The following is a 19,123-nucleotide window of genomic DNA, read 5'->3' as shown; positions in this document are numbered from 1 at the left end:
GCTTTTTTTCATAACTATATTTTGGGGTGATAATATGCCAAGAGTAAATTATCGAAGTTATGAAGTAGACGAAATGGCAAGGATGATGAGAGCAGAAGCCGAAGGTGAAGGAAAACAAGGAATGCTATATGTTGGAAATGTAATAGTGAATCGGTGTGTAGCAACCTGTTTAGACTTCAAAGATGTAAAGACTATTCATGATGTTATATTTCAAGTACAAGGAGGAAATTATTCTTTTGAAGCAGTTCAAAAAGGAAATGTTTTTTATCAAAGAGCAAGAACATCTGAAAAAAGATTAGCAAAACAAAATTTGAATTATTGGAGAGATCACCCAGCGAAATTTGCACTATGGTATTTTAATCCACATGCTCCATGTCCTCCAACATGGTACGGTCAACCTCATTCTGGTCAATTTAAAGAACATTGTTTTTATGAACCAAAAGCTGGAACATGTGATAGTGTTTATAGCGGTTAAGCTTACTATTTGAGTAAGCTTTTTTTCATTTAGAATATTTATACAAAATAAAATTTTTATGATAGATGATTCCACTGCCAATTCCCCATACTAAGAATGCCACTGTATAGACAATCGCCCCTTGGAAACTTGCTGCTAACAGAACGTGCTGTAATGCAAAAAAGGGACACTCATTCATATGAATTGTGTCCCCCAATAGGCGGTATTTAATGTTTTCTCCCCAATAACTGAACCAGTTAGTGGCCTTTTCAGGATATTTTATAATATAAGAATTTATAAGTTTCGGCTTTGAGAAATGTCCAGCTCCAGCGCCCTAGCGGCTAGTGTCCTTAGCTCTCCGCCCTACGATAAGTCAACATCGATTCGCTCCGTTCATCGTGTTTCCTTTATCTCAGTTGGAGCGCTCCACAAGGAAAGCTTCGACAGCATAGGCATCGCACGAAGAAAAAGCGTTAGCTTTTTCGAGGAGGCCATACGCCGCTGACCAGGGCGCTTGTGCTTTTCTTACTCTATTCAAGATTCGCATGTTTACCATACATTTTAGTAGAATCTAAGCCTTTTTTTTCCATGAAGCGTAGGATTATGGCATCATAAAATAACAACATCGTTTGCTCAAATAGAGATCCCATTGGTTGAATAGTCTTGTAATCACCTTCGGACTGGTCTTTCGTTACTCCCGGTAATTTAACAATCATATCGGCTAATTTTCCAATGGTTGATTCAGGTGAAATGGTTATCGCTGCGACTGTACCTCCTAAGCTTTTCGCTTTTTCAGCAATGGCAACTAACGTTTTGGTTTCTCCTGAACCTGAACCAACGATTAATAGATCGCCCTCTTCTAAGTTAGCTGTTACGGTTTCACCAACTACATAGGCATCAATCCCCATGTGCATCATTCGCATCACAAAAGATTTACCCATAAATCCAGATCTGCCAGCACCTGCCACAAAGATTTTCTTGGATGCTAAAATCTGATTGACTAATTTCTCTGCTTCTGAGTCAGAGATTAAGTGTACCGTTTGACTTAATTCTTCAACGACTTTGGCTAAATACTGTGTAGTCTCCATCGGACATTACCCTTGTTTAATTAATTCCTGCATTTCACGTGCAGTAGCTAGTTTATCTTCTTTACTTGTGATACCGCCGCCTACAATAATGAGGTCAGGGTGTTCTTTGATTACTTCCGGAAGTGTTTCTAATTTGATTCCACCGGCAATCGCCGTTTTGGCATTTTTTACAACGCTCTTAATCGTGTGCAGATCTTCAAAGGAGTTTTTTCCTACGGCTTGCAGATCGTAACCTGTGTGTACGCAGATATAATCGGCACCAAGTTCGTCCAATTCTTTCGCACGGGCTGCAATGTCTTTCACTGCAATCATATCCACAAGGATTTCTTTTCCTTGTTTTTTCGCTTCTTCCACTGCGCCTTTAATCGACTCATCTTCCGCTGTTCCAAGAATCGTAATAATGTCAGCACCTGCAGCAGATGCTTGGCTTACTTCATATCCAGCGGCATCCATAATTTTCAAGTCAGCTAATACAGTTAAGTTAGGAAATGCAGCTTTTACTTCTTTTACTGCTTTAAGACCTTCATTGATTACCACGGGTGTACCAATTTCTACTACATCAATGTACTCTTCTACCTCTTTCACTACTTCAATGGCTCCTGGAATATCGACAAGATCTAATGCTAATTGTAATTTCATATATATTCGCTCCTTATAGAATGTTTTATATTGTGTTAAAGGCACGGGCCTTTTGAAAAGCTATTTACTCTCTAGCACATTGCTTAGTATACTAGGTATGTTATAAAACTAAAAGTACGCACTTTAATCGCATATAGTGCTAAAAAGTATACTAAGGGGTAAAATAAGGGAGAGGTGAAGTAAATGCCAAATTTAGGAGAGAAAACTTTTAATTGTGAAAAGGAATTAACGCTTGCCGTTATTGGCGGTAAGTGGAAAATGTTAATTTTATGGCATCTAGGCAAGGAAGGAACGAAACGATTTGGTGAATTAAAGTCCCTTATGCCAGGTATTACGCAAAGAATGCTTGTTAGTCAATTACGAGAACTGGAAGATCATTTAATCGTGCATCGAGAAGTTTACCCTGTCGTTCCACCGAAAGTGGAATATTCCTTGACTGAGTATGGAAGAAAACTTATGCCGATTTTAGAGGCTATGTATGAATGGGGCAAAAATTATATTGAGCATGTATTGGAAAAGGAACCTGAGCCTCCATCTGCTGTTAAGTAGAAAAAATTCCTTTTCATGCTTTCTAATAAAAAAGTCTTGAACAGTGATTTTTACACGATGCTGCTCAAGGCTTTTTTATTATTTTTGCTCTATATGATCTCGATGCTATGATCGGCTCGTTGGCCTTTTATTTTAAACGGAGTAGATTTTAAAGAGTGGCAAGAACAGCAAATTGGTGTGATTTGTTATAATGATAATATTGCCAGTTAAGGAAGGAATTGTGGGGAAATTCTGCAAAACCACATACGGGATTTTCATTATAAAAAGGAGGCATATAGTATGAAAAATAATATAAAAATTTTAATAGGAATGATTTCTGTGGTATTTGTCATTTTGTTGGCTGCTTGTGGAAAACCATCTGTAGAGTCAAGTGCTAAGTTGGAAAAGCAGTCACAAAATAACAATTTATCTCAAAAAACAAAGGACGATTCTTCAAATGATGATTCGATAGAAAACTCCTCCAATACCGACGCCTACAATAATGACACAAACGAAAAAGTGGATCCATCAAACAATGTACCGGCAAAAGATGAAGACTCGTCGAATCATAATGCTGCAGTGAGTCTGAAGGATGAGTACCTTAAGAAATTAAATGATACGAAAAAAGAAATGGATGAAATGAAACCAACAGATTCATCAACATTCGCTGCGAAAAAAGTGGAAGGAGATCGATTTGATATTTGGGATGGATTGTTGAATGAAGTGTATGGAGTTCTAAAGGAGCAGCTTTCTACAGAAGAGATGGACCAATTGAAAATTGAACAACGAAATTGGATCAAATATAGAGATAATACTGCATTAGAGGCATCCCAAAAATATAAAGGCGGTACACAGGAACATTTAGAATATGTGGCTGTATTGGCAAATCTTACAGAAGATAGATGCTTTCAGTTGGTTGGAGATTATATGGAATAGGTTCCAACATAGGGGCTTCGCGAATTTTTAAGTATTTTGGGACAAACATCCACACTCGGAGACAAGACCAATCATAGTTTATCTAAATGAGTAGATAAGAGAGGAGAAGAAGTCATTGGCGGGGAATGATAATAAACAAAAACAAAAGCCAAATGAAGAAAAAATGGTGGAAGAACAAATCATCCCTTTAGAAAAATACAATTTAGTTCACAATTGGAAACTCATCATGCAATTCGATTTTTCTTTATTTATAAACAAAGATGAATTTGTCATTATTAATAATAATGATGAATATATAGCTCGTTTTAGCATTACCGATGTAGGGGTAATCGAACTAAAAAAAACTGCATCTGAATTAACTCCGAAGATTGATTTTAAGAATAGAATGATAAAGATCCCTAACTATTACAAAACTCGGTGAATTTGTATTTTATGCACTCAATAAGACTATATAAATCAGAAAAGGACTTGCCAAAACTGATGTCAGTTGGTAAGCCCTTTTTAATATCATTTAAATGATATGGGATAGCTTAATTTATCATTAGTATTTCAATGCATTAACGGCATTAATTAATCCGTTACCGGACTTTTCATCGTATCCAGGTTTGAATACATCTTCTGCAGATTTCAGAATAATGTGTTTTACTTGGGCGGGGTTCAATTGATCCTTCCCATGTTGGGCAATAATGACTCCGGCAAGTGCTGCAACTTTTGGAGCAGCCATGGAAGTTCCCGCTTTATAACCCCAACCGCCAGGAACTGTAGCAAAGCATAAATATGAATTATCTCTTCCCTCTTTTGTTTCAGGATTATAGTTAGGACCTAAATCTCCACCTGGAGCCATTACATCAATTTTACCTACTCCATAGTTTGAGTAGTAAGCTAGATTCTTCAATTGACCGCCTGCAGAAACTCTAATCAAGTTCTGATTGCTCGGGCTTCGATGTGTAGCACCTTTATCATCACCAGAAAGTTTACCAGGGCTGCTAATATCAACGCCATTATTCCCGGCAGAACCTACAACAGTAACCCCTTTTTTGATGGCATAATTAATCGCACGGTTAAACATTTGTACATCTGCTACAATGTCTTTCGTTGCATATTCTGGGTCCTGGAACCAATCGTAGCCGCCTAATGACATATTTACCACATCGACATTATCGTCAGCAGCAGTCATTAATGCTTCAGCGATATTTGCAGTGGAAGCCTCTCCTGTAGGGCCAAAGACACGATATGACGCAACTTTAAGGTCAGGACCTACTCCCAACGTTCTTCCTTTTGCTGCGATTGAACCTGCTACATGTGTTCCATGACCATTTTCGTCCTTTGGATCAGAATAGCCAGGAACAAATGATTTCCCGTAGGCATAATTCGCTTTTAAATCTGGATGGGTATAATCAATACCTGTATCAATAACAGCTACAACAATATCTTCCCCTGAAACTGACTTACCTGTGCCCCCAGGACGGGTCCATGATTCTCCATTATTGGTTACTTGTTTAATATCCCATTGATTCTGTTCGTATAAATCTGGTTTAACGGATGTAGCTTCCTCATAGGAGAACGTTGCTTCTACAGCTGGTGCCTCAGCATAAACTTTGTTTTCTACGTTTGCATCAGATACAATGGAAGAATTTTTAACTTCTTTTAGGAAATTGGGATTGCTTGAGGATACCTCAACAGCCCCGAGTTTTTCCAACCTTTGTTGAACTTGTCCACCAGCTTTTTTTAGTAAATCCTCGTAACCAGTTGGAAGTTTGGCCTCATCTTTAAAAACTACTATGTATTTCTTTTCAACTGATTGGGCATGTCCTACTCCTGCACCACTTGCAAATACAGTTGATGCGCATAATGTTAAGCTAAGTGCACCTGCCAAAAAACCTTTCTTGATTGTCATGAATTGACCTCCTTTATCTTTTTTAATTTTCATTATATTGCAAATCATTAGTTGAACCATCTTCATTATTCGACATTGATAAACATACAAAAATCCCTGAGCATTACTTTCGGATGAAGAAAATAACATTATATTCCTCTATATAAGAAGAAATTAGTAAAATATCATTCATTCACAAGGAAGGAAAGATGGCATTTATGCAGATTTTGTCGAAATTAGCATTCTATTTCCCTATCTAAATTTTCTAAGAAAATTTCAACGTTGGATTCAGCGAAATTTATATAATAAAAACCCCTCGGCTATAGAGGGGCAAAATCCTATTTATTACGGAATAAAGGGGATCTTCTCCTTTTAACCATTCCGCCGCCGCCAATGGATGGTTTGAAGTCTTGGTCAAAGATCTGCCCATCGATTCTTCCATTGATAGTATTTGTGTTATTTGTAATGACATTATTAATACCATAACTTCCACCAATGCTTAGATTATACTGCCTGTTGGCGTCCATTCCATTAATAACCGTTTCACCAACATTGATTGCTGCACTGGGTTGGGGGGAGTTTACAAAAATAGCTCCTATTTTTATAATTGAAGGCAAGCTTTTTATCCTCCGATCTTGCTCAGTCTTAACAAATAGTAAACAACTATTTATTCAAGCTATTACTAATATGTATATAAATTCTGGACAAGTTATGTAAGGGGCAAACATCATTAATAAGGATAAAATCAACGCTTTTCCTAAGAAACATCTATACCTAACATGCTTCGGATGCCATTGCTGTTTGTCATTTAAACCTCCCCTTTTTTTTATATTAATGTAATTATTCTCAATGGGATTATAAAAAGTCCCTGAAAAAAATGAATAATTTAGTTTGAAAATTAATAACTTTTGCGGCTCAACAAAAAAAGAAGCGTGGCCACGCTTCAATACCGTTCAGTTTAAGGAGGTTTTTTACTAGTTTTAGAATTGGCGGCTTATTCTATTACAAGCTTAGTAACCTCTCATAAATTGTGTACCAACAATAATCAACAGGATGAAAAGAACAACGATTAAAGCAAACGATGAGCCATGTCCATATCCTTCTGACATAAAGTATCACCTCCTTTATCCAAGGTTAGTACATCCTATGATAATTCGAACTTGAGTGATATGGACAAGCATGGAATTATACTGAAAAAATAATATTGTCGCAGTTCGGCCAAATTGTGCAAAAGCTCGATTGGGTTGGTTACCTAGAGTTATAGTTCATGCTGTCATCCAGTCGTTTTTTTCAAAATCCAAACATATCTGATTTATTACCACTTAGAGGGGGATATTCCCATCGGATTTCTTTACCGAAGTTTTATACTTAAAAGTTTTTGTGTACATCCAAATGGAGATTTTTTAACTATCGGACTTTTATCAGGAATACAAGTAAACTGGGTGGATATTATAAATACAGCAAAAGTGAATGCCAATATGTTTCATTTAAGGAATTGGAACAAAAATGTCTCAACCAGCAAATGGCAAGAAACTTTAAATCGTTTAATAACGCTAATAGAGGATAAAAAATTACGTTTGATGATGGTTGATTCACAGTACGACTTATCTAACATAAAAGAGGCTATTGATGCTGTTGAATCTTCTAAAATAACTAAAGGAAAAGTATTTTTAACAAGCTATTAAGTAAAACCTTATTGAACTAGAGGGTGCAAGAGTTATAGAAGTGATCGCTGGGGCGGTCATTTTTCTTGTTGTGCTAACGGGAAGGTTAGCTGAAAAGGATAATAGTAATAATTGGAGAATATATGAGTTAATAGTAAAAAATGTATTCGGGAAGAGGGCTACATCTTGATTAAGGCTGTCCTATTTGATTTAGATGGAGCGTTGTTAAATAGAGACGAATCAGTAAAGAAATTTATTGATCACCAATTTCTTTTTTTGAGTGCTTCAAAAATTATTAATCTAACGGCCTAACCCGTCTATGAGCGGATTATGATGTTCAATGAGCGAATTTGCAGTTTCAATGGGCGAATCCTAGAAAGCCTTGGAATTATTCTTTGTTGTTGAAAAGGAGATAAGATTGTGCAACTTAAGAGCCTTGATGAGGTAAATATTAATGATTTTGTTGCCTATTGTTTAAAGCATCGAAATGAGGTAGATGATTCTTTTCTTTATGACCAGGACTTGGAACATTTTAAGTTCAGTTCGGAAAACCCTACTTATCTAGTGTATAGTCCAGCCAATGAAGTCCTTGCCGGTGTCTCTTTGATTATTGATGATTACCATCGAAGGGGGAGAAAGGGACGGTTTCGCATCTTCCATTCAGAAGTTGATAGCCGGGAAATATACCTGCTTCTTTGGAACGCACTCAAACCGCATTTGGAAGGTATTGATCATGTGTTTATGTTTGTACCTTTCACAAATAACCAGCTGGTTAGTAGAGTTGAAGAGTTAGGGTTTCAAATTGAGCGCTATACGTACGTGCTCGTCAGGCAAGAAAAAATGACACCGTCCTATCAGCTTCCGGAGGGGTGTCAGATCAGACCTTTTAGGCCAGGGCTTGATGAGGAGATTTGGTGTTCAGTACGAAACAAAAGCTTTGCGACCTTAAAGGGAAGCGAAACGCCGATTACCCCAGATATGGTATCTAAAATGGTCTTGGACAAAGATTATATTGATGGGGGTATGCTCCTCCTCTATCACTTTGATCATCCAATAGGTGTGATTAAAGGGGCAAATGATACTTACGAGGGAAAGCCAATTATGAACATTGGGCCGGTTGCTATTGACCCTGATTATCAAGGAAAGGGACTGGGAAGGTGTCTTCTCCGGGCGGCACTTCAAATGGCAAAAGATAAAGGATATGATCAGACGATACTATGTGTGAATACTGATAATGAAGGGGCATTGGCTTTGTATCTTAGCGAAAGTTTTATCCAAGTAGAGGGTGTAATTTGTTACACGTATAACTTAATTGAATTATCGTGAGTCCAATTAGTAGAAAAAATTGCTGGAATAATCTAATAAAATATACAGGGGGGAATAATGACTTGATACATAAAGGAATTAAGAGAGTTAATCGGAAGTAGACCATCCATTTTGGTGGGTGCCACTGTTACACTTTAAGTATCCTATTGGTGTTGAAGTTTATATAGGATGCATTACAGAAAAAAATCTTTGACGGAATGCATCCAATAGGGTGTATAGGATGCATTTTGGGGAAAAATCCTGAACGAAATTCATGCAATGAGGTGTATAGGATGCATTTCAGGGGAAAATCCTGAACGAAATGCATACAATAGGGTGTATAGGATGCATTTCGGGGGAAAATCCTGAACGAAATGCATGCAATAGGGTGTATAGGATGCATTTCGGGGGAAAATCCTGAACGAAATGGGAATGTAAATTATTTTGTGTAAATGGTTGAATTACCTTATTTTAGACTATACTGACATTACAATGTTCTTACCTACTAGGGGGATAGGGCAATGCTGGGGAGCAACCCGAGCACCTAATAGGGTTCTGTACAAAAGGAGAGGGGAATTTTCCTCTCTTTTTCCTTTTGGGAGAACAAAAGCGATAAACCCTTAGGGCGTAGCCCTAACTCTATAAAGGGTAACTTACAGAATTACTTCCCAAGCCGCCCTTCAAACATAATCTCAAACTGTTGTCTACATTCTATCCAACCCGGAATAGGATTAGTCCATTTATCCGTAACACCCACTGTAGCCAGATATACAATCTTTTTGAGTGCATTGTCGGTAGGATAAGCGGTCTTGGTTTTCGTGACTTTTCTCAATTGTCTATGGAAGGCTTCTATCGTGTTCGTGGTATAGATTAGTTTCCTAATCTCTACAGGGTACGAGAAGAAGGCAGTAAGTTCGAGCCAATTAGCCTCCCAAGATTTCACAACAGCAGGGTATTTTTTGCCCCATGTCCCCTTAAATTCGTCAAAGGCAATTTCAGCCTTTTCAAGAGTAACAGCCTTATAGACTTTCTTTAAATCATCCATAACGGCCTTACGGTCTTTATTTGGAACATACTTAACATTATTACGTAATTCATGAATAACACACGACTGAATAGTGGTCTTTGGATAGGCCGCGTTGATTGCCTCAGAGAAGCCAGAAAGCCCGTCCTTACAGGCAATTAAGATGTCCTGGACACCACGACTTTTTAACTCCTGGCACACATTCAACCAAAAACTTGCACTCTCGTTTTCGCCAATCCAAATGCCAAGAATGTCCTTAACACCTTCCGAATTGATGCCTAATACCGTGTAAGCAGCTTTACTGATGATCCTATTTTCATGTTTCACCTTGAAATGGATGGCATCTAAAAACACAATCGGATAAACAGGGTCTAGTAGACGGGTCTGCCATTCAACAACCATGGGTAAAACTTTATCAGTCACCTTACTCACCAAGCTTGGTGAAACGTCAATACCGTAAATATCCTTCATATGTGCTTCGATGTCCCTCGTTGACACTCCTTTGGAATAAAGAGCAATAATTTGATCCTCTAAACCATTGATTGAGGTTTCGTAATTTTTAATAATTTGAGGTTCATATGTTCCATTACGATCCCTTGGGATGCTTAATTTAGTCTCACCAAACTTGGATTTAATCGTCTTCGATTTAAACCCGTTGCGACTATTTCCCGAGTTATTCCCTCTTACGTCATTTTTTGCATATCCGAGGTGATTCTCGATTTCAGCTTCAAAAACCTGTTGTAGAGTTTCCTTAAAGAGGCCCTTAATCATGGCTTGAATATCATCCACGGTTTCACATTGGCTAGCCAATTCCTTAATCGTCATATCCCCAAAATTTTGCATAAATGATCATCTCCTTAGTTGGCAAGTATAACCATTTACACAAAATTTTAGACGTTCTCAACGAAATGCATCCAATGAGGTGTATAGGATGCATTACAGAAAAAAGTCTTTGACGGAATGCATCCAATATGGAGTATAGGATGCATTTCGGGGAAAAATCCCAAACAAAAATGCATCCAATGAGGGGTATAGGATGCATTACAGAAAAAAATCCCAAACAAAATGCATCCAACAAGTAGTATTGGATGCATTTTTTGCATTTTTAATTAGAAATAAAGGTGGAAATCTTTCCGGTGTGTTCCTTATCACTACTTTCCACCATTATCCAGTAGTGACCGCGTAGTGTACCTATATGTTGGGATAGTTTCATATAATATAAAAATCCCGTTAGGAACCGTGTCGAAAATATACGAAGTGTCCTTCATTACCCAGATGAAGGACACCTCTGCTCCAGAAATCATAAAAAATGTCTTTCATTCAGTACTTTAAACGCTCTCCACCATCACTTTAATTCAGCAATGATCTCGAGCAATTGGGCAGCGTAGGTTTTGTCAAGATGCTTGCCAGATTGAGCCTGAATTTCGTTTACCAAGGCTTTCACGCCGTTTTGGATTTGTTTTTCGTCTCCAGAAGCTTTTTGAATCTGGTCAACCTTGGCAAGAAGGCTGTTAAGAATACCTTTGTTGGTGATTAGCCCTAGATTATAGGCTATTTTTAGTTCTTCATCTAACCCGTCTATCGTCACTTTAGGGGCTTGGGATTTAGAATGCAATGAGATTTCGGCTGCACTTGCAAATCCGCCAACACCATCTTCAATAATAAAGCGGACAAATTTTGCTTTCACTCCGTTTAAATCAATGGTTCGAACGGTCGGGGTGTTGCTCCAAGTTCCAGAAGCTGCATCTTCATAGGTTTCCCCGTCGGTACTGACCTGTAGACGATATTTTACTATACGTCCGTTGTCACCGCTTTGTCTAGGTGTATAGACAAATTTGCCCAGTTCAGTTTCTTCAGCAAGCTCCATGTTTACTTCATATGGAAGCGGCGGATTTTTGCTCCATTTAGAGTGCCAAAAAGTGTTTACATTCCCATCAAACGCAAGCTTAATCGGCCCTTCCGCAGTCGTGTCTCCCTGGGCTGTTTCTTCACTTGTGGCGGTGATTTTCATTGTTTTAGGGTCGATTCTTGTTGGGTCCACATATTTTCCTTTTTCTACATGAAAGGAAGAAATGATCCCACGAACCGAATCCGTTGCACTGCCAATTCGTTCAAGCGGTAAAACTAGCGTATTGAAAGGCATGCTTGTTTCTGGTGTTAGTGGTATTTCCTCACCATTCACAAATAATCTTGTTTTCTCCAATTCTGTTATAAATGTGAGCGTTGTTCTTTTACCACTCACTAACTTGTAATCGAAGGAATAGGAGCGGTTTGCATAATCGTAACCTACATAGCCATCTTTATTTACGGCATAAATGGTGGCATGTGTTTTATTCGGTCCGGCATGGCTTTCTTCTGCCAAGATTTGTGGGCCGTTATTATCCTTCAATGTCAAAGTGACATTCAGAACAGCATTAGGTCCTAGATTGGATAAACCCGTTTTCGCATAGCTCTTACCGCCATGTAATTGTAGGCCCAGTCCATCTATTAAACTTGCATTATCTTTTTCTACAATGTCATAGCCATTTTTACTATTGTCCTTGTTCCCTTTAGTAAAATCATAATCGATAACAGTTGAATCAACTGTTTTCACATCAAATTTTGGATTCGTATTCGGAGCATACCCTGTCTTCTTCGCTGCCTCATTGAAGTTTGCGTAAGTAACATTTGTCGTATCGCTTCCCCAATTCTTTTGTGCAATCGCCGGTATTGCCTCAAACACGCGGTCAAACATATCATATGGAGTAATTCCGTTTTCAAGTTTGCCAACCTTGTCATTCCATAAAGCGAACATACCTCCCAAGAATTGCGGGTTCGATTCGTTGACAACTGTCCCATTGGAGAACCTATTTGGCTGATAGCTATTGTAAATGGTTTGCGGATTCAAGCGATCCCTATAGTAACCTGCTCTTGGCACCATATAAACTTGGCCGTCATCAATGTTAATGATATCGTATCCTTGATTGAGCATTTGCCCCGGATTAGCCCAGCCTGTATTCCAAACCTGCAATTGTACATCTTTAGACGTAACTGGTGTAGCGCCGCTTTTATTCGAAAGGCTTCCCCACAGGCGTACAGTACGCTGTTTATCGTCACGAACGAATTTCAACATATTATCGACATAGGCACGATAGGCTTCTGCTCCTCCATAATACTCATCACTTCCAATATGGATAGGAACGTTTTTAAATACTGGATTTTCACCATCCAAGTACTCATTATAGATGGATTTAATAAACGGCAAGGTATCCGGATGGGATAAATCAAGCATGGCTGCCGCTTCTTCAGGTGGTTTGCCGTTCAGAATTTGACCTTTATAGTAAAGATCGGGCCTTACCTTTACCATAGACAAGGCGTGTCCCGGTGTATCAAACTCGGGAACAATATCCACTCCATAATTCTCGGCATCGGAAATGAATTGATTAAATTCCTGCTTTGTATAATAACCATCTTGTGAGGTTAACGGAACCCCATTTTGTCCAACGATATTGGACTCCAATCTGAAACCGGCATGAGCATTTTCAATGGCATCTTCGATTGAGTTATATAAATGCATTTCTAATTCATTGTCATTTAAATGAACTTGGAAGTCATTCAATTTGTAGTAGCTCATATTCTTGACATACTCATAAAGATAATCAAGATCTGTAAATTTACGACCAACATCCAACATGAACCCACGGATTTTATACTTCGGATAATCGCGAATTAATCCATTTGGGATCGCATTCGAATCGCTTTGTTTCAAGAGTTGGAGCAGGGTCCTGGTTGCATAGAAAGCCCCGGTATACTCCTCCGCCGTCACGACAATATTGTTATTCTGAATTTCAATTCCATAGCCTTCTTCACCGTATACACCTTCTGTATCCTTTTTGAAAATAATCGCATTGGTGTCTCTTGTTCCCATCGATAGTTTAAGTCCCTCTATGTCGATTAAATCCTGTTGAAAAACTTCTGCTGCCTTTTGGAAAGCAGGTTCTTGTACCACTAATGCAGTTGAATGATCAACTGATTTTGTCCCCTCCAAACCATACCATTCTTGAAGCGCTGGGATGACGATTGGCTTTTTATTTTTTCCTTCATCGTTATACACTCCATCTACAGAAACAGTAAATTCCTTTGACTCGGTTTTAGTATCTTTCTTTGTTAATTTCAGGGTTACTTTCACACTTTTATCTGTTAATGGAGTAAATACGTTTCCTTCCAAGTCAATAACAGGTAAAGCGTTGCTTCCCACAACCGCAATTTCCCCATTTGCCGCTTTTGGAATGTTGAGTGTTCTTGTTTCTTCATTTACCGTTAGGGAGGTGATTTGTTCAAGAGAAGTGATTTCTGATGGTGCTTCGTTATTCCAAGTGGAGTACACTTCCACTTCACTGATGCCAATATTCGGCCAGTTTATGGTGCCGCCATCATATTGGGTAATTTCTAGTTTTAAAAATCTGGCATTCGCGGGGCTTGGAATGTTTAGTGTTTGGCGTTGAATGTCGGACTTTTGTGTCTGTCGATAGAATGGAAAATATTGCGTTCCATCCTCTGAATAAGTCATGTTGAAGGCAATAATATTTGTTCGCTCCCAATCAATGATGACTGCCTGAAGTTGCGTCAGGGCTTTGAGGTCAATGGTTAATGTTCTTGGAACATTGTTAGCTTTATCGGTGGACCAACGTGTATTGTAGTCACCATCTACAGTATTACCAGCGACAAAGCGAGTTCCCGCTTCCGTATTTGAAGCGGTTGCAGTTTTCCCAATCGCCACATTATCAGTTTCAACCACAACTGGCTCTAAGCTTTCTAAAACCTCAAACTCATACACGGAGACAGTTGCCCAATCCACATCTTTTTCAACACTCGGTGAATTCGATACAAAATCCGTGATGACTAATCTAACTATTTTAGCTGTTTCGGCATTAGACAGTTTAATGGTTTCTATCCATTGATTTTTATTATCCGTAGAATGATACACATTTTTAAAGTTTACACCATCATTGGACACCTGGATGGAGTATGTATTGACATTTTTTCTTTCCCAATGAATTTTAAATCCTTGAATTGTTTTTGCTTCGGGATACTCCACTTGAAGCCATTTAGGATGTTCCTTTGAGGCCAATCCTACTGTGCTAGCCCATCTGGAATCCTTACTCGTAAACCGATTATAATGTCCGTCAAAAGCTTTTTCCGGACCAAATGCTGCGGTTTCAGATCCTGATGACGTGTAGATTGGTTCCGTGCCCGCTTTAGCTTCCAGCGAAAGTCCTGTCAAAAACGATGGTAGAATTAATAGAATAGTAAGCAGCACACTAATCGATTTTCCAAATAAACTTCGTGACAAACTTTTCAAAACGATATCCTCCTCATAAATAATTTTCTTATATAGCAGTAATACAGTTGAACCTATTTCACCTCCTTGAAAAATAAAAAGGCATGGGGAAAATAAAAGGATGTGCAATCCTTTTACTTACCACCATGCCTGTTCGCAACAGTAACATGTGATACATTTGAACTATCAGATCTAGTGTACCATTAATCAAATGAAAATTGATGGGCTGAAATTCCTATTCTTCAAAATATTCAGTGAAGATAATTGCCGTTATTTTTATTTATGTTAGTTTCAATTTTGTCGGGCAACTGAATATACAGTGTCGTGGAATCCAGATAAATGCAGATCAATGGTAATACTGCAGTAAACTGGAAAACTCAAATGCCATACCATTTAGGAGTAGGGGTAGATTTTTCACAATGCCTTTTTCTTCTTCAAGTAAAGGGCAGGTTAGTGGAATAACGAAAAGAATACAGGTAAAAATTATGTTATTGTTAAATATGAGGTGAGAATATGTTTTATTGGCTTTTTGGTATTTCAATAGTTCTCTATCTTATGGGTTTCGTTGTAAATAAACAACACGACCAAGTACATTCTCCATTCTCACTACACATCAGAATGTGGTTTAGTTGTGCTTCTATTGTGTTTCTAGGTATTTGTGGAATAGAATTATTAGATGGCATTCAAAACATAAAGATGGTTGTTTATGGGTTGATTTCTTCGGTATTATTTTTATTGATTTCTTGGTTAACGAAATGATGATGAAATATATTAGCGGTAAATTTTATCAGAGAGTAGAACTGTAAAAAGAGTTTGTGAAAAAATGTACTTTAACTAACAGGTGCAAGAATTTGACAAAGCAACGCTTATTCGATGCGTTGCTTTGTTTGTACATGAGGAATATGTAGCCCAAGATAATTGTAATCTAAGATTCTTCTCCATAAGTCTTCAATTTTCTGTTTTGTTGTAACAGCAAATACAATCTACGAACAAGAATTTCCTTCCTTTTTTTCTTCTCTAACAGTTTACCTTTAAGAATAAATGACATATTCGCACCTCGAAAATTTTAAATTTAGTATTTTGATTATCAATAACCTATATATATGTGTAAGTTGAAGGTTGATAAAAAAATCGTATTGGTTTGTAAGATAGTTAATTTTTTACTTCTTTTATGGGGTCTTTATTACCTCGATGTCTTGTTTATAAAGTGTGATCAGACTTTTTGCTTAACGAATATATTATTCGACAATATTCTTGCTTTTTTGTACTTCGTCTATTAAAAATATCCTCTATAAGAAATAGACATTCCCAAATCTTTCAAAAGCAACACCTCTTTTTTCTTACCGAATTTATCTTTATCGTAGGCAGAAGGTCGCTTTTTTCTTATTCAAGTAACGGGCAGGTTAGTAAAATAAAGGAAAAAAGGTAATGAGAATTGAATAGGTAAAGAGATGTAACTGCTAATTTGGGACGGACATCAGTCTTAGAGAAGAACAGGATATGTTTGGGCAAAAAATGTCAAAGGGGGAGATTTTATTCTTCTTAATTCAACATCAAATTCACCATCGAGGACAAATGACAATTCTTATGCGTCAAGCAGGTTTAACAGTCCCGGGGCTTTATGGTCCATCTAAAGAGGAATGGGCTATGAAAGGTATGGAAGCCCCTAAAATGTAAATTACAATTATTGAGCATTAAGTAATATGAACAGGACTGTTATCCAGGACTGTTCTAATTTGACTAAAATGGTTAATTACAGGATTGTAATTTTCTCTCGAATACAATCGGGTTCAAGAGTTTAGATCAGAGCTGTCATTGAGGCAGCTTATTTTTTTGTGCTAATTGGCAGGTTAGTTTAATAAGCCAAGTTCAATTGTTAAATACGATATTTGTTTAACTTTTAGGAGACAAGCTCATAAATAGGGAAATAACGTATAGTGTGATATCTACGTTTAGGAGTGATGTGTTTTGTCCTACTATAATAATTGGTATTTGAACCACGTTACTAACGGTTATAACTATGGTACGCGATATCCATATCCAACCACAGGAAGTCCAAACAGGTATAGAAATAATTGTTCTGCAACCAGGGATAAATCCTTTTCTAAAGAGGAAGCAGCAGCAATCGCTTTACTTTTAGGCATTGATTTTAATAAAAGTAAGTTTGATTTAGATGAGTTTTGGATAGGAGTAAACACCGAGCTTGAACATGGAAAAATATCCAGCCAAACAAATGTAACTGGTGATGATCCTATTATAACGGGGAAAATTGCCCTAGCTCATCTTAACGAGTTTCCTGATTACTACAAAAGATTAAAGGTGCTTGAGGAAGAAGCAAAAGCCTATTGGAAAAAATGATTTATTACAATGCTTAAATTATTTGAATAGCTCTAATTTGTAAGCAAGTTTGTAAAAAATTGTACTAAAACTATCGGGGACATTACTAAAATAACAGGGGCTGTTCAGCAGCTCCTTTTCTTTTTCAGCGAACGGGCAGGTTAGGTGAAGAAGTATTAGTTTAGTTTTCGATTAAGTTAAGGTAAAATTAGGTAAAAATCGATAGGCGGTGGTGAACGGTTTGGAAACTAAATGGCTAGAATGGGCAAAACAGCTTCAATCCATTGCACAGGGAGGATTAACTTATTCTAAAGATGTATATGACTTGGAAAGATTTGAATTAATAAGAAATATAAGTGTTGAAATATTGACGCAGCATACAAATATAGACCAAAAAGTTATAAAAGAACTTTTTGCAAATGAAACTGGGTATGCAACGCCAAAAGTTGATATTAGGGCTGTAGTATTCAGAGATAATAAAATATTAATGGTGAGAGAAAATCATGATGGAGGTTGGTCGTTACCCGGAGGTTGGGGGGATATCGGATTAACTCCAAGGGAAGTTGCGGTAAAGGAAGTAAAAGAAGAATCAGGGTTTGATGTTGAAGCAAAAAAATTGATTGCTGTACTGGACAAGAAATGCCATCCACATCCACCTTCCGCATATCACGTATACAAAATATTTATCCAATGTGAAATCATTGGTGGGCAGCCAAAAGAAGGTATTGAAACGAGTGCTGTTCAGTTTTTTGCTGAAAACGTATTACCATCATTATCTATTGCCAGAAATACGGAATCACAAATTAAATTGGCTTTTAAACATTTGCATAATCCACAAGAACCTGTCTTTTTTGATTGATAGTCCAATTTTAAAACTCTCCGTTCTTCAACTAAGAAAAAAGGATCGCCGCAATAATCCTTTCTTACACTCAGCACCCGTCTGGCGCTTTTGTTTAGAAATTATATCATTTCTTATTGAACTATCCTGCACGTTAGTGCAATCCCTTAGAGTTTTCATTGCTGTTTTCTTTGTAATATTTTATTAATAATCGCACTTGTTAAAGAGCCTAATACAGCACTTCCTGCAATATCAGATGGATAATGATGTCCTACCCAAATTCGTGACAATCCCGTTAAAAAAGAAAACCCCAACATAATAAATCCAAGGATGCGTTGATGAAAGAGGACTGTTGTAGAAACGGCGAAAGTTAGTAGTGTATGTTTACTTGGAAAGGACGAATCGAATTTAGAAGGGATAAGTATACCTACTCTCCCTGCTTTAAATGGACGGGGCTTAAAATAAAATGACTTAATGATAAAATGCAAGAATAACGAAATTATGATAGACACGACTGCTTCAATAGTTACATTCTTTTTTTTAAAAAGCAAAATCACTAAAATAATAAAGAAAACAAATTTCATCTTTTGGGAAATAAGTATCATTAATTTATCTATTACTAAATGACGTCCGGAAAGCAAATTTATTAAGCGAAATAGTTTAACATCCAAGCTTATTCACCTCTATTTTTTGGAAGGTTTTGGATAAGGTGATAAATAACTTGATTCAATTTTTTTGCCTTCCATGTCCTCGTATATCAAAGGTGATAACCTGAAAATAACGTGATAGTCCTTCTAACTGGTATATGAAATTTATAGAAGATAGAACGGGCGGATGAATAACTATGATTGGAATCCCTTTACCTTTAACAGTGTAGTAAAGGGTACTCTCATCAACTTCGAGGATTGGCATTATATCACCTCAAATTAATAATACTTTGATTTGCTCTCATTTATTATTTGGTTCATTTTGTTGAATCATACAAAAAAAGCTATTTCTTCACTTCCCAGCCTTTTTAAAACTAAAATTCCTGGCAACCTTTTCTAATTGAACTAACGTCACAGGTTACTTAAAAAAAGGAAATTCTTTATAATAGGGAGAATCTATATTGGAA

General features: G+C 37.3%; 16 protein-coding genes and 4 pseudogenes. 10 read left to right on the top strand and 10 right to left on the bottom strand.

Annotated elements, in window-relative coordinates; translation table 11 throughout:
* Nucleotides 1–34 precede the first annotated feature (34 nt).
* Nucleotides 35–475 (top strand): cell wall hydrolase, encoded by a 441-nt coding sequence (locus FAY30_RS23235; protein ID WP_149872074.1) that lies wholly within the window; start codon nucleotides 35–37, stop codon nucleotides 473–475.
* 25 nt (nucleotides 476–500) lie between these two features.
* Here FAY30_RS23235 and FAY30_RS27340 read toward each other — a convergent pair whose 3' ends face one another.
* The 3 genes from FAY30_RS27340 to hxlA form a co-directional block, all read right to left on the bottom strand.
* Nucleotides 501–653, bottom strand: coding sequence for a hypothetical protein (locus FAY30_RS27340; RefSeq protein WP_190284740.1), 153 nt, complete (start codon nucleotides 651–653; stop codon nucleotides 501–503).
* 331 nt (nucleotides 654–984) lie between these two features.
* Nucleotides 985–1,542 carry a 6-phospho-3-hexuloisomerase gene (gene hxlB, locus FAY30_RS23230; RefSeq protein ID WP_149872073.1) on the bottom strand — a complete coding sequence of 186 codons (558 nt, stop codon included), beginning with the start codon at nucleotides 1,540–1,542 and terminating at the stop codon, nucleotides 985–987.
* 6 nt (nucleotides 1,543–1,548) lie between these two features.
* The gene (gene hxlA, locus FAY30_RS23225) at nucleotides 1,549–2,181 is read right to left on the bottom strand and encodes a 3-hexulose-6-phosphate synthase (RefSeq protein ID WP_149872072.1); all 633 of its coding nucleotides are present in this window, start codon (nucleotides 2,179–2,181) and stop codon (nucleotides 1,549–1,551) included.
* A gap of 183 nt (nucleotides 2,182–2,364) precedes the next feature.
* On the opposite strand from hxlA, the gene FAY30_RS23220 reads away from it, so the two are divergent.
* The 3 genes from FAY30_RS23220 to FAY30_RS23210 all read left to right on the top strand — a co-directional run bounded on the left by FAY30_RS23220 (nucleotide 2,365) and on the right by FAY30_RS23210 (nucleotide 4,066).
* Nucleotides 2,365–2,730, top strand: coding sequence for a winged helix-turn-helix transcriptional regulator (locus tag FAY30_RS23220; protein ID WP_149872071.1), 366 nt, complete (start codon nucleotides 2,365–2,367; stop codon nucleotides 2,728–2,730).
* Between the two features lie 279 nt (nucleotides 2,731–3,009).
* Nucleotides 3,010–3,645 (top strand): lysozyme inhibitor LprI family protein, encoded by a 636-nt coding sequence (locus FAY30_RS23215; RefSeq protein ID WP_149872070.1) that lies wholly within the window; start codon nucleotides 3,010–3,012, stop codon nucleotides 3,643–3,645.
* 115 nt (nucleotides 3,646–3,760) lie between these two features.
* Nucleotides 3,761–4,066, top strand: coding sequence for a hypothetical protein (locus FAY30_RS23210; RefSeq protein WP_149872069.1), 306 nt, complete (start codon nucleotides 3,761–3,763; stop codon nucleotides 4,064–4,066).
* A gap of 120 nt (nucleotides 4,067–4,186) precedes the next feature.
* Here the strand turns inward: FAY30_RS23210 and FAY30_RS23205 are convergent, their stop codons facing one another.
* The 3 genes from FAY30_RS23205 to FAY30_RS23195 all read right to left on the bottom strand — a co-directional run bounded on the left by FAY30_RS23205 (nucleotide 4,187) and on the right by FAY30_RS23195 (nucleotide 6,630).
* Complete coding sequence (locus FAY30_RS23205) at nucleotides 4,187–5,542, bottom strand: S8 family peptidase (protein ID WP_149872068.1); 1,356 nt, start codon at nucleotides 5,540–5,542, stop codon at nucleotides 4,187–4,189.
* Between the two features lie 317 nt (nucleotides 5,543–5,859).
* The gene (locus FAY30_RS23200) at nucleotides 5,860–6,138 is read right to left on the bottom strand and encodes a hypothetical protein (protein ID WP_149872067.1); all 279 of its coding nucleotides are present in this window, start codon (nucleotides 6,136–6,138) and stop codon (nucleotides 5,860–5,862) included.
* 393 nt (nucleotides 6,139–6,531) lie between these two features.
* Nucleotides 6,532–6,630 carry a YjcZ family sporulation protein gene (locus tag FAY30_RS23195; protein WP_149872066.1) on the bottom strand — a complete coding sequence of 33 codons (99 nt, stop codon included), beginning with the start codon at nucleotides 6,628–6,630 and terminating at the stop codon, nucleotides 6,532–6,534.
* Between the two features lie 264 nt (nucleotides 6,631–6,894).
* Between FAY30_RS23195 and FAY30_RS23190 the strand changes: the two are divergent.
* From FAY30_RS23190 to FAY30_RS23180, 3 genes and pseudogenes are all read left to right on the top strand, one after another.
* Nucleotides 6,895–7,206, top strand: a pseudogene (locus FAY30_RS23190) (zinc-binding dehydrogenase); the annotation flags it as partial.
* 165 nt (nucleotides 7,207–7,371) lie between these two features.
* A pseudogene (locus tag FAY30_RS23185) lies at nucleotides 7,372–7,455 on the top strand (L-2-haloalkanoic acid dehalogenase); the annotation flags it as partial.
* A gap of 150 nt (nucleotides 7,456–7,605) precedes the next feature.
* A complete protein-coding gene (locus tag FAY30_RS23180; protein ID WP_149872064.1) occupies nucleotides 7,606–8,511 on the top strand; it encodes a GNAT family N-acetyltransferase in 906 nt (301 codons plus the stop codon).
* A gap of 640 nt (nucleotides 8,512–9,151) precedes the next feature.
* Here FAY30_RS23180 and FAY30_RS23175 read toward each other — a convergent pair.
* Together FAY30_RS23175 and FAY30_RS23170 are read right to left on the bottom strand one after the other, a co-directional pair.
* Entirely contained in the window at nucleotides 9,152–10,357 is a 1,206-nt protein-coding gene (locus tag FAY30_RS23175) for an IS256 family transposase (protein ID WP_149870129.1), read from the bottom strand.
* 502 nt (nucleotides 10,358–10,859) lie between these two features.
* Nucleotides 10,860–14,855 carry a discoidin domain-containing protein gene (locus tag FAY30_RS23170; protein ID WP_190284739.1) on the bottom strand — a complete coding sequence of 1,332 codons (3,996 nt, stop codon included), beginning with the start codon at nucleotides 14,853–14,855 and terminating at the stop codon, nucleotides 10,860–10,862.
* Nucleotides 14,856–16,331: 1,476 nt separating this feature from the next.
* On the opposite strand from FAY30_RS23170, the pseudogene FAY30_RS23165 reads away from it, so the two are divergent.
* The 3 genes and pseudogenes from FAY30_RS23165 to FAY30_RS23155 form a co-directional block, all read left to right on the top strand.
* A pseudogene (locus FAY30_RS23165) lies at nucleotides 16,332–16,511 on the top strand (DinB family protein); the annotation flags it as partial.
* A 291-nt stretch (nucleotides 16,512–16,802) separates the two neighbouring features.
* Nucleotides 16,803–17,192, top strand: coding sequence for a DUF5661 family protein (locus FAY30_RS27645; protein ID WP_223820828.1), 390 nt, complete (start codon nucleotides 16,803–16,805; stop codon nucleotides 17,190–17,192).
* A gap of 220 nt (nucleotides 17,193–17,412) precedes the next feature.
* Nucleotides 17,413–18,030, top strand: coding sequence for an NUDIX hydrolase (locus FAY30_RS23155; protein WP_149872062.1), 618 nt, complete (start codon nucleotides 17,413–17,415; stop codon nucleotides 18,028–18,030).
* A 155-nt stretch (nucleotides 18,031–18,185) separates the two neighbouring features.
* On the opposite strand, the gene FAY30_RS23150 is transcribed toward FAY30_RS23155, so the two are convergent.
* Both FAY30_RS23150 and FAY30_RS27640 read right to left on the bottom strand, forming a co-directional pair.
* Entirely contained in the window at nucleotides 18,186–18,680 is a 495-nt protein-coding gene (locus tag FAY30_RS23150) for an undecaprenyl-diphosphatase (RefSeq protein ID WP_149872061.1), read from the bottom strand.
* A gap of 61 nt (nucleotides 18,681–18,741) precedes the next feature.
* A pseudogene (locus tag FAY30_RS27640) lies at nucleotides 18,742–18,921 on the bottom strand (alpha/beta fold hydrolase); the annotation flags it as partial.
* Nucleotides 18,922–19,123 lie beyond the last annotated feature (202 nt).

The organism is Bacillus sp. S3 (assembly GCF_005154805.1).
Lineage (GTDB): Bacteria > Bacillota > Bacilli > Bacillales > Cytobacillaceae > Neobacillus.
This window is presented reverse-complemented; position numbering and strand designations above follow the sequence as displayed.

Excerpts from the sequence above, each read along its gene's own strand:
- FAY30_RS23235 (WP_149872074.1), top strand. The coding sequence starts at position 35 with ATGCCAAGAGTAAATTATCGAAGTTATGAAGTAGACGAAATGGCAAGG.
- FAY30_RS27340 (WP_190284740.1), bottom strand. The coding sequence starts at position 653 with ATGAATGAGTGTCCCTTTTTTGCATTACAGCACGTTCTGTTAGCAGCA.
- hxlB (WP_149872073.1), bottom strand. The coding sequence starts at position 1,542 with ATGGAGACTACACAGTATTTAGCCAAAGTCGTTGAAGAATTAAGTCAA.
- hxlA (WP_149872072.1), bottom strand. The coding sequence starts at position 2,181 with ATGAAATTACAATTAGCATTAGATCTTGTCGATATTCCAGGAGCCATT.
- FAY30_RS23220 (WP_149872071.1), top strand. The coding sequence starts at position 2,365 with ATGCCAAATTTAGGAGAGAAAACTTTTAATTGTGAAAAGGAATTAACG.
- FAY30_RS23215 (WP_149872070.1), top strand. The coding sequence starts at position 3,010 with ATGAAAAATAATATAAAAATTTTAATAGGAATGATTTCTGTGGTATTT.
- FAY30_RS23205 (WP_149872068.1), bottom strand. The coding sequence starts at position 5,542 with ATGACAATCAAGAAAGGTTTTTTGGCAGGTGCACTTAGCTTAACATTA.
- FAY30_RS23195 (WP_149872066.1), bottom strand. The coding sequence starts at position 6,630 with ATGTCAGAAGGATATGGACATGGCTCATCGTTTGCTTTAATCGTTGTT.
- FAY30_RS23175 (WP_149870129.1), bottom strand. The coding sequence starts at position 10,357 with ATGCAAAATTTTGGGGATATGACGATTAAGGAATTGGCTAGCCAATGT.